At 35.2% G+C, this 14,586-nt stretch carries 12 protein-coding genes; 4 read left to right on the forward strand and 8 right to left on the reverse strand.

Annotation, left to right across the window (positions count from 1 at the left end; genetic code table 11):
- The gene (locus tag A4G25_RS08470) at positions 1-903 is read right to left on the reverse strand and encodes a mechanosensitive ion channel family protein (RefSeq protein WP_047132098.1); all 903 of its coding nucleotides are present in this window, start codon (positions 901-903) and stop codon (positions 1-3) included.
- Positions 904-992: 89 nt separating this feature from the next.
- The gene (locus A4G25_RS08475; RefSeq protein WP_047132099.1) at positions 993-1,751 is read right to left on the reverse strand and encodes a sulfite exporter TauE/SafE family protein; all 759 of its coding nucleotides are present in this window, start codon (positions 1,749-1,751) and stop codon (positions 993-995) included.
- A 362-nt stretch (positions 1,752-2,113) separates the two neighbouring features.
- Here A4G25_RS08475 and A4G25_RS08480 point away from each other — a divergent pair, with 362 nt between their 5' ends.
- Entirely contained in the window at positions 2,114-3,034 is a 921-nt protein-coding gene (locus A4G25_RS08480) for a CPBP family intramembrane glutamic endopeptidase (RefSeq protein ID WP_052766754.1), read from the forward strand.
- A gap of 54 nt (positions 3,035-3,088) precedes the next feature.
- Here the strand turns inward: A4G25_RS08480 and A4G25_RS08485 are convergent, their stop codons facing one another.
- The 3 genes from A4G25_RS08485 to A4G25_RS08495 form a co-directional block, all read right to left on the reverse strand.
- Positions 3,089-3,409 (reverse strand): PH domain-containing protein, encoded by a 321-nt coding sequence (locus A4G25_RS08485; protein ID WP_047132100.1) that lies wholly within the window; start codon positions 3,407-3,409, stop codon positions 3,089-3,091.
- A gap of 67 nt (positions 3,410-3,476) precedes the next feature.
- Entirely contained in the window at positions 3,477-4,973 is a 1,497-nt protein-coding gene (locus tag A4G25_RS08490; RefSeq protein ID WP_047132101.1) for a catalase, read from the reverse strand.
- A 223-nt stretch (positions 4,974-5,196) separates the two neighbouring features.
- Positions 5,197-6,249 carry a 2,3-butanediol dehydrogenase gene (locus A4G25_RS08495; RefSeq protein WP_047132102.1) on the reverse strand — a complete coding sequence of 351 codons (1,053 nt, stop codon included), beginning with the start codon at positions 6,247-6,249 and terminating at the stop codon, positions 5,197-5,199.
- A gap of 357 nt (positions 6,250-6,606) precedes the next feature.
- Between A4G25_RS08495 and A4G25_RS08500 the strand changes: the two genes are divergently transcribed.
- The 3 genes from A4G25_RS08500 to A4G25_RS08510 all read left to right on the forward strand — a co-directional run bounded on the left by A4G25_RS08500 (position 6,607) and on the right by A4G25_RS08510 (position 11,828).
- Positions 6,607-7,791: a hypothetical protein gene (locus tag A4G25_RS08500; protein ID WP_047132103.1), complete on the forward strand. Its 1,185-nt coding sequence runs from the start codon at positions 6,607-6,609 to the stop codon at positions 7,789-7,791.
- A 142-nt stretch (positions 7,792-7,933) separates the two neighbouring features.
- Positions 7,934-10,582: an AAA family ATPase gene (locus tag A4G25_RS08505; RefSeq protein WP_047132104.1), complete on the forward strand. Its 2,649-nt coding sequence runs from the start codon at positions 7,934-7,936 to the stop codon at positions 10,580-10,582.
- 142 nt (positions 10,583-10,724) lie between these two features.
- On the forward strand, positions 10,725-11,828 hold the full coding sequence (locus A4G25_RS08510) for a M20 family metallopeptidase (protein ID WP_047132105.1): 1,104 nt from the start codon (positions 10,725-10,727) through the stop codon (positions 11,826-11,828).
- Between the two features lie 114 nt (positions 11,829-11,942).
- Here A4G25_RS08510 and A4G25_RS08515 read toward each other — a convergent pair whose 3' ends face one another.
- The 3 genes from A4G25_RS08515 to A4G25_RS08525 are packed head-to-tail and all read right to left on the reverse strand — an operon-like array spanning position 11,943 to position 14,524.
- Positions 11,943-12,962: an alpha/beta hydrolase gene (locus tag A4G25_RS08515; protein WP_232011939.1), complete on the reverse strand. Its 1,020-nt coding sequence runs from the start codon at positions 12,960-12,962 to the stop codon at positions 11,943-11,945.
- Positions 12,928-14,160: an NADH:flavin oxidoreductase/NADH oxidase family protein gene (locus A4G25_RS08520; protein WP_047132107.1), complete on the reverse strand. Its 1,233-nt coding sequence runs from the start codon at positions 14,158-14,160 to the stop codon at positions 12,928-12,930. The genes A4G25_RS08515 and A4G25_RS08520 overlap by 35 nt, the downstream gene beginning before the upstream one ends.
- A gap of 1 nt (position 14,161) precedes the next feature.
- Entirely contained in the window at positions 14,162-14,524 is a 363-nt protein-coding gene (locus A4G25_RS08525; protein ID WP_047132108.1) for an ArsR/SmtB family transcription factor, read from the reverse strand.
- Positions 14,525-14,586: the final 62 nt, after the last annotated feature.

Here is a 14,586-nt window from a genome sequence, read left to right on the forward strand (position 1 = left end):
TCAATTATCCATTTCAACGTGTATACGCTCACCTATAAGTTCAATGCTGTCTTCTGCATTTAGCAAGGGTAAAATACGTTTGTTCAATTCTGATTTTACATCACTGGCTTTTGGATAATCAGAAGGGAAATAGCAACTGAGTACAGCCATATCTTTATCAATCAACAGATGGACTTTATAATCTAATTTTCCATCGAATAATGAGATTTTTGCTTTAATACGTTGTAACTGTTCTTCAGAATAATGGGATAGAAAATCTTTCATATAGTCATCTAATGCTTTTTCACAAATTGAAACGGCTGTTTGCCAATCACTGTCGATTGCTAGGTTGTAATCGACTTCATACCAGTTGATATGAGAAGCAGCACTGTAATTAATGATGGGTTCTTCTAACAATACATGATTAGGGATGGTAATGATCTTACCTGTTGCACCTTCAGTCGAAAGATAATTCCCGCGTTCTGCAATTTTAAAATGCAAAGGAGAAATTTTGACGACATCACCAAGATGTCCGCTAATTTCGATACGGTCATACATTTTAAAGAGACGACGATTCATTAATAAGAAATAGCCGACAACCTCCATTGCTAGGTTTTTCAATGAAAAAGCCACTAAAGCGACAATTAATAAAGCGACCACAATGACCGAATTGGCCGCATTGATCCAAATGCCCAAAATACATACAACTGCAATAAACCAAATAAACTGGCGAATACTCTTTAATATAACTGTGAAGCGTTTGGCATTTGTGGCGTGTTTCACTAAGTATTTTGTAACAATGTAATGAAGCCAAAAGGTTACAAGTAAAATAACAATCGTAAAAACAATTTTATGTGATAAATTTTGCCCGTCAAATGCTCCTTTAAAAAGGTTTTCGATATAGGATGTAATTTGTTCAATCAATAATATAGACCTCATTTCTTCAATCCATTTACACAACTTAATTTTACCAAAATAAAAGACCAAGCACTTGTAAAAAATGGGTTTGGTCGTTAAAAAATTAATTCTGTTATCGCAATTACAATAAGAATACTGATAATTGCTTTTTGTATGATGTTAGGTAAAAGGCGGCCAACTTTTAAACCAATAGGCGCAAATATCACACTGCCGATGATTAAAAATATTGCATTGCCAAGTGGTACATAGCCTTGCATTAATTTAATCGTAAATGATCCGATGGCAGACATACAAGCGATTACAATACTATTTGTTACGACTGTATTCATTGGTAGTTTAAAAATAGCAAGTAGTACTGGAATAACAATAAAAGCACCGCCTGCACCGATTATACCTGCAACTAAACCAATCACAGCACCCACTGCGATTAAGAGCCAGTGATTGTATGAATGAGTGGCATCATCATGAGGTTTTACCTTAATAAACATCAAAATTAAAGCTAGAATTGCAACTCCAATATATACTGCATTAATAACTGGTGTAGTCACAAGGTTGGCAACCATAGCGCCTGCTACACTGCCGCCCAGCATACCTCCTCCCATATATAAAACCAATGGGGGATTGAAATCGGGTTCTTTAACAGCTCTGATAGAACCACTTAATGTACTGAAGAATACTTGGCTGGACGTTAATCCAGAAGCAATATAAGCACTATATTCAGGTGTCCCGAATAAGGGCGGTAATAATAAAATCGCTGGATAAATGATGATAGAACCTCCGATACCAACTAATCCAGCAATAAATCCACCACCTACACCGATTGAAAGCATTAATAATATATGTATTATTGTCATTTTTCGCACACGTCCATTGTAAAAAATAACAATTTATTGTTAATAATCATAACTGAATCCTCCAGTATTTATCCCTATAAATTTATAGTAAAGTAGGGGAATAACTACCGTCAAATGTATCATATCGCCTATAAATCCTATCATTTTAGTCATGTTAAGAAGTTTTTTTAGATAATATATTGCTTGACTGAACAATAATCGAAACGTAGCAGTTAATGATTAACGTTTTAAATTCCATTGTATTTTAATGCAAATTTTACGATAAATTATTACATGGCGCTGCAACTATGATACTATCATGTTAAATAAAATTTTTATTTAAAAAGATTGGTTGAAACGTCGAATAAGAAAGGGGAATAATCTTGAACTATGAATTGAATGAAAGTATGAAACAAACGCAGAAAGAGTCATATCGTAAAAAGCCATCCTTATGGGGCCCGACATTTATTTGCATCGGATTATTTATAGGTGCTCCTATTGTTTTGGGACTTTTGATAGCTTTATTTGTATTACCATTTGTTATTATCACACACAAATTTAATGGTGAGTTATTCTTTTCAAATGATACGATGTTTATTGCTTCTATGCTTGCATTCCCGATATTGCTATTCCTTATTTTATTGATAAATAAAAAGCATTACCATAAAACATATGAGTCGCTCGGTTTTTATAAAACAGAATGGAAGAAAAAATATGTAATTGGTGCAGGATTAGGTGTTTCAGCAATTGTCATTGTTTATTTATGTAATCTTATTTTTCAAGCGTTATCCATTAATATTAATCCTAACTTTAATATATGGATATTGATAGCAGTGTTGATTGGATATATGATTCAAGGCATGACAGAAGAGGTCTTCTTCCGCGGTTTTATTATGAATATTTTCAGCAGTCAAAAAGGCGTAGTATTCGGTATTCTTATGAGTTCTGTTTTCTTTGCGATAATGCACATAGGCAATCCTGGAACACAATTTCTTGCAATCATTAATATTTTTATTTTTGGTCTTGTATTCGGACTGCTTTTCTATTGGAGTAATAATATTTGGCTGACAGGTGCAGCACATAGTTTTTGGAACTTTACAATGGGTTCTGTCTTGGGCATTCCTGTGAGTGGACAAAGAGATATCACTTCTATTTTCAAAACGAATGTCTTTAATAATAAGGCATTCATCAATGGTGGTGCTTTTGGTCTTGAAGGCGGTATTATCGTCACAATTTTTGGGATTATCTTATGCATAGTACTATGGAAACTATGCCAGAAAAAAGGACTTATTACTAAAAAGTAAAATGAACTAAAAGAAGCTGGACAACTCGCTAACAGGAGTGTCCAGCTTTTCTAATTATTTGTTTTGAATATTATCCACGAATTGTTCAGCTTCTTCATATTTGAAATCTTTCAGAGTGAATGTTCCGATTTCGAAAGTAATATCTAAAGCTTTTTCAGTTAACTTCACATTTTGAATTTCATTATAACCGATATTACGGTAATAAAATTCACCTGCCATATCAACGTTTAAAATTAAACGTTCATTTGTGGCAACATATGCAGCTTCAAATACTTTGATCTCACCGTTCATCGGATATGACATTTTTCCGAGTACTGAACTTTCTACTTGTTCTGTCGGGAACAAGTCATTTGGGTTAATTTTATCTAAAATCATCACTGACCACACCTTGTTCAAATTATTCTTTTTCGAAAAAGAAAGGCATGCGGGGAAGCAGACAAAATTAATCTGCTGCTTCTAAGTCCACATCATTAATATCAATACCTAAAGCTTTTGCGACACCTTTACCATAATCTGGGTCTGCTTTATAGCAATGACGGATATGACGATATTTCACTTCGTCTGTTGTACCTTCCATTTCATTAGCAGTGTTTGTGAACATACGCTCTTGTTGTTCTGGAGATTGCAAACGGAATAATTTTCCTGGTTGTTCAAAGTAGTTATCATCATCTTCACGGAAGTTATATTCATATGCTTGACCATCAACAACATCCATTGGTGCACGTTTATATTCAGGTTGGCTTTCCATAGCGCCAGTACTGTTAGGGTAGTAGTGTGTTTTACCGCCTTGGTTGCCATCTAAGAAACGTCCTTGACCATCACGACTGAATGGACAAATGTTTTCAACACCCACTCCTTGAGGTTGGTTGACTGGGATTTGCCAGTGGTTCACACCTAAACGATAACGTTGAGCATCGCCATAAGAGAATAAACGACCTTGCAACATTTTATCAGGTGAGAAATCAATACCTGGTACAATGTTTGTCGGTGCGAATGCAGCTTGTTCAACGTCCATAAAGTAGTTATCAGGATTACGATTCAATTCAAATTCTCCGACTTCAATGAGTGGATATTCATCTTTGAACCATACTTTAGTTAAATCGAACGGGTTATCTTTGTGATTGCGTGCTTGTTCTTCTGTCATAACTTGAATGTACATTTTCCATTTCGGGAAATTGCCTTCTTCAATCGCATTAAATAAATCGCGTTGAGATGATTCGCGGTCTTTAGCAATGACTTGTTCAGCTTCTTCAGCACTATAGTTTTCAATACCTTGTTGTGTACGGAAATGGAATTTTACCCATACACGTTCGTTTTGATCATTTACTAAAGAATAAGTATGAGAACCGAACCCGTGCATATGTCTGAAACCTTTAGGAATGCCGCGATCAGTCATCAAAATTGTAACTTGATGCAATGCTTCAGGTAATGAAGTCCAGAAATCCCAGTTGTTTTGTGCACTACGCATATTTGTACGTGGGTCACGTTTAACGGCGTGGTTTAAACTTGCAAATAATTTAGGATCACGGAAGAAGAAGACTGGCGTATTATTGCCGACTAAATCCCAGTTACCTTGATCTGTATAGAATTTTAATGCAAATCCGCGAATATCACGTTCAGCATCTGCAGCACCACGTTCACCTGCAACTGTAGAGAAACGCGCAAACATTGGTGTTTGTTTACCGACTTCTGAGAAAATGCTTGCAACAGAGTACTCAGTAATATCGTTTGTTACTGTGAATGTACCGAATGCACCTGAACCTTTTGCATGCATACGACGTTCTGGAATCACTTCACGGTCAAAATGCGCTAATTGTTCCATCAAATATACATCTTGCATTAAAAGAGGACCACGTGGTCCTGCAGTCATAGAATTCTCACGATCACCGACTGGACGACCAAAAAGCCCTGTTAACTTTGATTCATCTTTTTTACTCATATCGAACACTTCCCTTATTTAGAATAATTATAATTAAATACTACCATATCCATTTAACGGAACATAATTAAATGTACTTAATATTTCGAAAATTATTAATTGCTGATTTGTAAAACATCTTTTAAATAACTAAACAAATCATTTCAAAAATGACTTCATGAAAAAAGACGGAAAGCATTTGCTTTCCGTCTTCATTCAATCATCTCACTTAATATGAATTTAATTAGACTTGATCACCGTTTAATTCAACTAAGATTTTCGCTTGAGATTTATCGCTAACTAATTTTTCGAATCCAGCTTCAACGATATCTTCTAATACGATTTCATCTGTTATTACAGGTTTAACATTTAAATTGCCTTCACTGATTAAATCAATTGTTTGTTGGAATGTTGTTGGTGTATATGCAATTGTAGAAGTCAGTTTCACACCTGTATTTGTTAATTGCATTGGATCGAATTGAACAGGGTGACTGAAAATAGAAACAATTACTACAGTACCGCGAGGACGTGTAATATCAATAGATTGTGCTAAAGTCGCAGCCACACCTGCAACTTCAAATGTCACATCTACACCATTTTCAGTGTGCTCATTAATGAAATCAACAGGGTTTACCTCTCCTGAATTCACTACATACGTAGCTCCTACTTCTTTTGCTTTTTCTAAACGTTCATCTGATAAATCAAACGCAAAGATTTTACTTGCCCCTGCTGCTTTTGCGGCAATAATATTTAACAATCCGATTGGACCAGCACCGATTACAGCAACTGTATCTCCAAACAGTACTTCGCCTTCTTTGATTGCTTGAACTGCTACTGCAGTTGGCTCAACTAATGCGCCTTCTTTTGCGGATACGTTATCAGGTAAATGGTATACATTTCCTTCTGGTGCATTTGTATAGTGCGCAAAGCCACCATCTGCACCTAATCCGATAAATGAATATCCATCATAAAGGTCAATGTTTTCTTCTTTTTCTTGTTTAGAAACTGTAGGGTTCACTACTACACGGTCACCTTTTTTGTAAGCTGTTACAGCACTTCCTACTTCGTCTACAACACCTGAGAATTCATGACCTAGTGTAACTGGAGCTTTTTGTCCTAGAAGCGGATCGGGTTCATCTGTCGCAATAAAAACAGGCCCTTCTAAATATTCATGTAGATCTGTTCCGCAAATTCCTGTCCAAGAGACTTTCACACGGACTTCATTATCTTTTAACGGCTTACTTTCACGTTCCTCAACACGTACATCCTTTTGACCATACCAAACTGCTGCTTTCATAAAATAATCGCTCCCTCTTTGTTTGTACCAACCGTAAACATTCGGTTAGGACTGTTGTTTTAGATCTTAATGCTTGGTAAAACACACTTGCAATTTGTAACCCTTAATAATACTTGGATGAAATGTCTTTCTTCTCTTTTATTATACCTTTTATTTATGTATCGAACAATGTTTTATATATTTAATAATAAAACAAGGCGTTTGGTAGATGCATATAAACTAAAATTGCTGCGAAGTATAAAAAACTTAATTGAGGGGACAAATAATGACCCTCTAATCTGCCTTAATAAGATTAATTGGAATTGAAATTCAATTTTTATATAACCAAGTATTTCAGGCAGAGAGGGAGAAAATTATATGACAAACAGCGATAATTTAAAAAAATCAATTGAGGAATTAAAAGCATTTTGGAGTAATAGTAATCAGTATGATATCAAAGAAAAAGCGGAAGAATATATTGAATTATATAAAACAGGTGCAAACAGTGATCATTTTACTTGGGTTCATCCAGAAGATGCACCATATATTAATACAGACAACTGTAAAGCAGCCCAATGGGGAATTCCTAATCAAATTTTAGGAGATATTGAGAAAGCGAAGTTTATTTTTGGTTTATATAATCCAGGAACACAGATGAAAAATAATGAAGCTAATAAAACAACAAATGTTGAAGATTATGTTAATAAAGAAAAAGAAGCAGAACAAACTGTTAATGGTGAACATTTTGATTTTGAATCTAAAGAATATAGTGGTGACTCTAACTTTTATTTAGAACATGTTATTTCAAATGAAAATGTGATGTCTCAAGAATTGAAAAAGCTATATAAAATTTTTAAAGAGGATAAGAATTTGTTCTTAATAAAAAACGACAAAGGAAAATTTAAAGATTATAATAGTAAGTTAATTGAGAAAGTCGCTTATTATTTACATGCATATTATTCGAAAGCTTTTCAGAAAATAAGTGTAGATAACAAAAAAAGCAATGCAGTAAAAGATGCAATTGGATATTACTATAATTTGTTTGAAAAAATGAAGCTGGTTAAAGAAATAGTAGTTCAAAATAATATTGATTATGATGTAGAAAAAGAGTTTGAAAAAGCTGCAGAAAATATTGCAATTTGTAATGTTGAAATGCTACCATATCGCTCAAGTAATAGTGATCAAGTAATAGCAACAGATTGGAAGTTGCCAAGTGGTCGCCTAGCAGCAGATGTTATAGTGGATAAATTATTAAAAGATAAAAACACTGTAACAGTGTTTAGAAGTTTTGAATTGAAAGAGGGTAAAAAGAAATTTTGGAAAGGATTTTTAGAGCAAAGTGCTCAACAAAAAGGTGTTGATTTTAAAGATATTATTAAAATGCCAATATTTTGGTTTGGTGGGAAGCAAAGCGCATCACTTTCCAAAAATAATGTTGAATTATACGATAGCTCTGTTGAAAATCCTCAAGAAAAAGTTAATGAAGCCATTGATTTACTTTTAAAGGAACTAAAAATGGAAGATTTCAGTAATAAATTAGACGAAATCATTAAAAATAATTAAATGTAATAAGTCTCTTTTTAGTATGTTTATACTCCAAATGATTACATTGACTATTAACTTGATTTTCGCAACCTGTTATATAATGGTGCTACGCGTAAATTGAGTTAAAGGTACCTAATTCACATTAAAGGGGCAATGTCATTTGGATACTCTTCAAACTGAAGTGAAGCATTATAATCTTACGAGACAATGTAAAGAAACTTTTGAGGCAGTTCTACTAATTGTGAAAGAGAAGAGATACAAAGTAATTGAAACACAAGATTTACTACTTGCAGCGGTGTCCACTAATGATACAGGAGCGGCCTATGCTTTAGGTCGCTATTCTTTGACAAAATCTAAAGTTAAAGATGAAATTGCTTCTGCAGAAATGGTTGAAACACGTGATAAATTCGAAGCTCAAAAAAATGACAAATTGCATGAGGTTTCTGAATACCAAGTAAAGAAAATGAGAAATAAACATATAAAATCACATCCTGTTCAGTTGATTCAAGAACAAAATTCACATCACCTTATTGACTATATGAGTGATTATCCAGTTTCTGAAGATTTGCTTAAAATCTTACAGTTTGCTGATGAAATGAGAGAACAGGTCAAACCGAACGGCGGTATCGATACGTATTGGATTTTAATGGGTATAGCTCAAGAAGAACAAAGTAATGCTCATAAAATTGTTGAAAAGCTGATGCTTAAATATGCACATATGTATGACGGAGACGGTTTAACTAATAGTTTTGAATTCGGATCTCATAAATTTTCGAATTATTATGATGGAAGAGCTGAGGAAGAGGAAAGAGATAAACAAATCAAAGAAAGCCGCTTAAGTAATAAATTAAATAATCCAGATTACTCTATTTTAAATGATATTGCGACAGACATAACCGAGAAAGCACGTCATAAAGAATTCATGACTGTCATTAATCGAGATGATGAAATCAGACACATGGAGATTGCCTTAACACGACGTGATAAGAATAATGTTGTGTTGCTTGGCGAAGGAGGCGTGGGTAAATCTGCAATTGTGGAAGGACTGGCACTTAAGATTGTGAACCATGAAATTCCTTCTTTAGAAGGAAAGAAGATTCTGCAATTTAACATGAATGATTTGATCTCAGTCATTTCGGGAGATTCCGGACGTGCGATTCAACGTTTTATGTTTGAAATGAAAAAAGAAAAGAACGTATTACTATTTATTGATGAAATTCATATGTTGGGACGTTCGAAATCACTTACAGATACTTTAAAACCAGCAATGGCACGGGGAGATTTTAGAATGATTGGTGCTACAACTCCAAGAGAGTGGCTCTATTATATGGGGAATGACCCAGCTTTGGTCCGCCGATTCGAAAAAGTGACTGTGGAAGAACCTTCAATTGAAAGTGCAATCGAAATCTTAAATCAAGCTATTTTACCTTATGAAAGCTTTCATCAAGTGAATTATGATACAGAAGCAATCGAATTTGCGGTACGTAAAGGAAAACAATATTTTCCAAAAGAGCAACTTCCAGATTTGGCATTTACTATTTTGGATAATGCAGGAGCTATTTGTCGTATTGAAGAAGGTAATATGGTTGAATTGAATGAACAATATAATCAGCTTCTTCAAGCCCTGAAAACAAAGCTGGAAGAAGCAAAGCAAATTGAATTCAATGAAGCATCTATCAATCAAATCAGAGAAGAAATGGAAACACTTCAAACGACTTATAATCAGCAAAGAGCACATTCAAGACAAAAAGATTACAATAAGCGTGTTACAAAAGCAGATATAAAAGCTGCGATTGAACAAAAATTGGGTGAAACGCTTGGAGATGATGACTTATTGGATAAAAATATGCAACACGAAAGATTACGCCGCTTAAAAGAGAACATGCAACGTAAAATCATTGGACAAGATGAGGCTGTTGAAACAGTATCTAATGCAGTATTACGCTCAAAGCTTGGATTTAAGAAACCTAATCGTCCAATTGGTGTGTTTATGTTCTTAGGAACAACAGGTGTTGGTAAGACAGAGACAGCAAAGGTGCTGACTGAGGAACTTTACAAAGATACAAAACATATGATTCGTTTTGATATGTCTGAATATCAACAAGAACATGAAGTCTCTAAATTGATTGGCGCGCCCCCGGGTTACGTTGGTTACGATAAAGCAGGGTTACTGACAAATGCAGTTAAAGAAAATCCACAATCCGTTATTTTATTTGATGAAATTGAAAAAGCCCATGTTAAAATTTTTGATACATTACTTCAAGTTTTTGATGATGGCAGATTGACTGATGCGATGGGAATGACAGTTGATTTCAGTGATACGATTATTATCTTAACGTCTAATATCGGCGCAAGTGATATTCGCTCGAGAAAAGTTGTCGGTTTTGGTGAAACGGTTAATTCAGAACTTGATTATGATAATGTGGAAACTACTGTAAAAGAAGCACTTTTCAGTTATTTTCGACCTGAATTTTTAAATCGTATCGATGAATTAATTACTTTCAGACCATTTGAACAAGCTCAAATCTTAAAGGTTACACAGCTTTTATTGGCTGAAGAAATCGAGTTGATTGGAGAACAAGGGTATAAAGTGGTTATCAGTGATAAGGCAACAAAATTTATCGCAAACGCTTGTTATGATCTGAAGAATGGAGCAAGACCGATTAAACGAGGCATTACAAAATTGATTGAAGACAACCTCACAGACAAGATATTAAGTGGTGAACTCGAAGAAGGCGGCACAATTTTTATTGATGTGGATAATGAAAATGAGATAACTATCACAGTATCTGACCAAAATGATGAATAAATATATATATGATATGACTGACAACTGCTGAGTTGTCAGTTTTTTTAATTCTTATTCACATGTTCTCTATATAAAAAGGTAATATAACTATACATAGATTAGAGAGACAGTGGTGATGATAGATAATTTAGGAGGGGAAAATATGGGACAAACATTAGAGCTACTTGAAACATTGATACAATTCGAAGGTTCGAACTTAGGAAACGCAAACGACACGATTGATTTTTGTAAAGAATGGTTGGAAAGTAATGGTTTGCATCCAGAAATAATTACAAACCAAGGGTACAAAATGTTGGTGTGTACAGTCGGCAATGGAGAGAACAGACTTATTTTTAATGGACATGTTGACGTGGTAAGCGGTCAGCCAGAACAATTCGAACCTAAAATTAAAGGTGACAAAATATACGGACGTGGGTCAATAGATATGAAAGCAGGCGTCAGTGCAATGATGAATGCTGTTTCAGAATTGCAGAACAAGGATTTAGGTGAGACCTCAGTACAGCTTCAACTTGTAACAGATGAAGAAATTGGCGGTATCTATTGTTCATCTTATCTTACAGACAATGGTTACCTCGGCGACTTTGTTATTTGTGGGGAGCCTACACAACTTGGAATTGGGTATAAAGCAAAAGGAATCTTGCAAGTAGATATGCATTTCACAGGAAAATCTGCACATGGCAGCCGGCCTTGGGAAGGTGAAAATGCGATTGTGAAAGCATATAAAGCATACGAGGCCATTTTAGGTTTGCCGTTTGCTAAAGAGTCAGATGATCTATATGGCGGTCCATCTATCAATCTCGCACAAATCAAAGGTGGAGAAGCTTACAATGTTGTTCCTGATTCATGCGAAATGTCTATTGATATTCGCTATCTCCCAAAACAATCTAAAGAATCTATTCTAAAAGAAATTCAAAGTGTGACTGATGCAGAGATAGAGATACATCATGCCTCAATTCCAGTAGATAATGATATTAATGATCCTCATATCCAATTGTTGTTAAGCAGCATTGAACAAACAACGGGCGAACCGTCCCCTAAAGTATTTGGCCAACATGGATATGCAGATACAGGTTATTTCATGAAACATGGTGTACCTGCAATTGAATTTGGTCCATCAGGTGCGAATTGGCACGGTGATGACGAGTATGCTGATATTCAATCAGTAGATACGTATAAAGATATACTGGTTGATTTCGCACAAAGATTTTCTGATGATGATACAACTTTTGCTAGAGAAATGGAGTAGGGGAGAAACTCATATTTAAAGTAATACAAAAAGCATGCGTAACCTCTAACATAGGAAACGCATGCTTTTTAACACGCCCGGTACTCTAACTTCAGACAAACGTCAGTCTTACCTCTATTTATACTTTTTAACAAATTGATCAATGGCTTCAACCAATTGATCAAGCGCAGGCTGTTCTACAGGATAATGCCCGCCATTCTCTAAATCTACAATTTCATGGTCCACTTTTTTTAAACCTGAAAGTACAGGGATACTTAAAAATTTAGGAGTCCAACGATCTAAACTTGGTTGAGTCAGTAATACAGGGCAAGTATCAAATTCTTCTGGTTCCATAGCTGGTTGATAATTGCCGTATGAATCTAAGAAAGTCATTGTAGCTAAATTACCAGCTGACGTTTTATCATGAAGCATGACTTGTAAAACATCATCATTGTTTACTAGTGTAGACATCTTAGAGGCAACTTTCATCGGGATTTTAATGCCACCTAATCCGATTTTACTCAGCATCCCAGCAGCTGGAATACCGACACGACTCATAAAGATATCATGTGCTGTTTCATCTCGTACCATTTGTTTTCTTTGATCTAAGAACGTCATACCGACAATGCCTTTTACCTTTTTGTTTTTAGCAGCAACATGATACGTTTCCATACCACCTGCACTCAATCCATATAAGAAGATAGGACGATTATCTTTTTGACTTTCTTCATCAATGTAATCTGATGCTAAATCGACCCAGTCATCGTACGTAACTACTGTTCCTTTTTTAACTTGGGTCATACCGTAAGTCGGCATATCAATCGCAATCGTTTCATAATCTAATTTAGCCAGTGGTCCACCAGCGATTAAAGAGAGTTGTCGTCCATTTGTACCAACGCCATGTAATAAAATGATTTTAGCATCCGCATTTTCATTTCGGAACGTATCTAAATGTACACGGTGTCCTTTCCAGTTCCACCATTCTTCTTTAGGTTTATAGTTTTCGTTAAAGTGAAATTTCTCAGGTAAATGTGCTTCGATTGCTTTCCATGCTTTTTGATTTGTATAAGCCATCATTAATTTCCTCGCTTTTTGATGTGGTTTTGTCTTGGTGTCTTTGTTATCCTCTTCTTTGCGTGAAAGCAGTTGTGCCATTTTTCTTAATACTATTCCATAAACCTTTCCATATACTCAAATGCATATCAGGTTGTTTGCCATGTGCCATTAAATCAAATTGTTTTTCATACCAGCTTAATTCAAGTACAGAAGACAATTTTTTATCTAGTGCTTTTATTCCAGTAGTAATCTTAGGTAATTCAATCTTTTCATAAGTACCATTTAATATTTGATTTGGCAGGTCAGGATCTACTGCGAAAGGTTTTGCAATGCCGACCATATCAATAGAACCGCCTTCAAGAGCATCTTCCATACCTTCAGCAGAGCGGAAACCGCCAGTAACAACAATAGACGCTTTGACTAATTTACGTGCTTTATCAGCATAATCTAAGAAATATGCTTCACGTTTTTTAGAACTTTCGCGTACGTTGCTACCTTCAAACATAACAGGGTTTTCGTAGTTTCCACCTGAAATTTCTATTAAGTCAATACCTGCTTTATCGATAGCTTCTAACACTTGCATTGATTCTTCTTCAGTAAATCCGCCACGTTGGAAGTCTGCAGAATTTAATTTAATCGCAATAGGGAAATCCTCTCCAACTTGGCGACGCATTTCACGATACACTTCCATCAAGAAGCGCATACGATTTTCTGCATTACCGCCCCATTGATCTTCACGTTGATTATGATGGGGAGACAAGAATTGATTGATTAAATAACCGTGTGCAGCGTGAATTTGTACGCCTGTGAATCCTGCTTTTTTCGCAATTCGTGCAGTATTGCCGAAACGTTTAATTAAATCTAAAATTTCTTCTTCAGTTAATGCACGTGGCGGGTTGAATGCTCCTTCAATTCCGCCTGATAATGGAATAGCGCTTGGTGCTACTGGTTGTTCAGATAGACTTTTTGGAGATTGTTTGCCTGGATGATTAATCTGCATCCATAGTTCTGTATTTACTTGTGTTCCAGCTTGTGCCCAACGTTTCAACATTGGTAAATCACGCTCGTCTTCAATAACGATGTTGCCAGGTTCGCCTAATGCATTACGGTCAATCATGACATTGCCTGTCATCAATAAACCAGCACCTCCACGAGACCAGCGACGATATAAATTTACAATACTCACTGTAGGACTGTTATGACTATCTCCTAATGTTTCGCTCATAGATGCTTTATAAAAACGATTTTTAGTTGTGAAATTTGGTTGTTCTAATTTTGTACCCAATAAATTTGTCATATTAAAACGCTCCTTCTTCACGTGGTTCATAATATTCTTCAATATAATCATTCATGTGATTAATTAGTTTTTGTAAAGATTTGATACTCGTATTTTCAGGGTTAATGGAATAAAAATTCATTGTGCCGACTTTTTCTACTGTTACAACATTAGCTTCTTTTAATACGCGTAAGTGATAAGAAACAGCTGGACGAGATAAATGTGTCTTCTCTGTAATTTCTCCAACACGCATTCCTTCATTACAGCCGATTTCTATTAATGCCAGCATAATTGCTTGGCGTGTTGCATCACTAATCGCAATTAATACATCCTGACATTCTTGAAACTCATTTGTTAGTTTTTGTAATTCCTCAGGATTTTTCATTAAACTCCTCCGTTCGTTCAAAGAATTAAACCATTGAACAATTGAACTATAACACGATTACA

This window comes from Staphylococcus condimenti, from assembly GCF_001618885.1.
Classification (GTDB): domain Bacteria; phylum Bacillota; class Bacilli; order Staphylococcales; family Staphylococcaceae; genus Staphylococcus; species Staphylococcus condimenti.

Bases quoted from the DNA above. Each gene is read 5' to 3' on its own strand.
- A4G25_RS08475 (WP_047132099.1), bottom strand. From the start codon at position 1,751: ATGACAATAATACATATATTATTAATGCTTTCAATCGGTGTAGGTGGT.
- A4G25_RS08485 (WP_047132100.1), bottom strand. From the start codon at position 3,409: ATGATTTTAGATAAAATTAACCCAAATGACTTGTTCCCGACAGAACAA.
- A4G25_RS08490 (WP_047132101.1), bottom strand. From the start codon at position 4,973: ATGAGTAAAAAAGATGAATCAAAGTTAACAGGGCTTTTTGGTCGTCCA.
- A4G25_RS08495 (WP_047132102.1), bottom strand. From the start codon at position 6,249: ATGAAAGCAGCAGTTTGGTATGGTCAAAAGGATGTACGTGTTGAGGAA.
- A4G25_RS08500 (WP_047132103.1), top strand. From the start codon at position 6,607: ATGACAAACAGCGATAATTTAAAAAAATCAATTGAGGAATTAAAAGCA.
- A4G25_RS08510 (WP_047132105.1), top strand. From the start codon at position 10,725: ATGGGACAAACATTAGAGCTACTTGAAACATTGATACAATTCGAAGGT.
- A4G25_RS08515 (WP_232011939.1), bottom strand. From the start codon at position 12,962: ATGGCACAACTGCTTTCACGCAAAGAAGAGGATAACAAAGACACCAAG.
- A4G25_RS08520 (WP_047132107.1), bottom strand. From the start codon at position 14,160: ATGACAAATTTATTGGGTACAAAATTAGAACAACCAAATTTCACAACT.
- A4G25_RS08525 (WP_047132108.1), bottom strand. From the start codon at position 14,524: ATGAAAAATCCTGAGGAATTACAAAAACTAACAAATGAGTTTCAAGAA.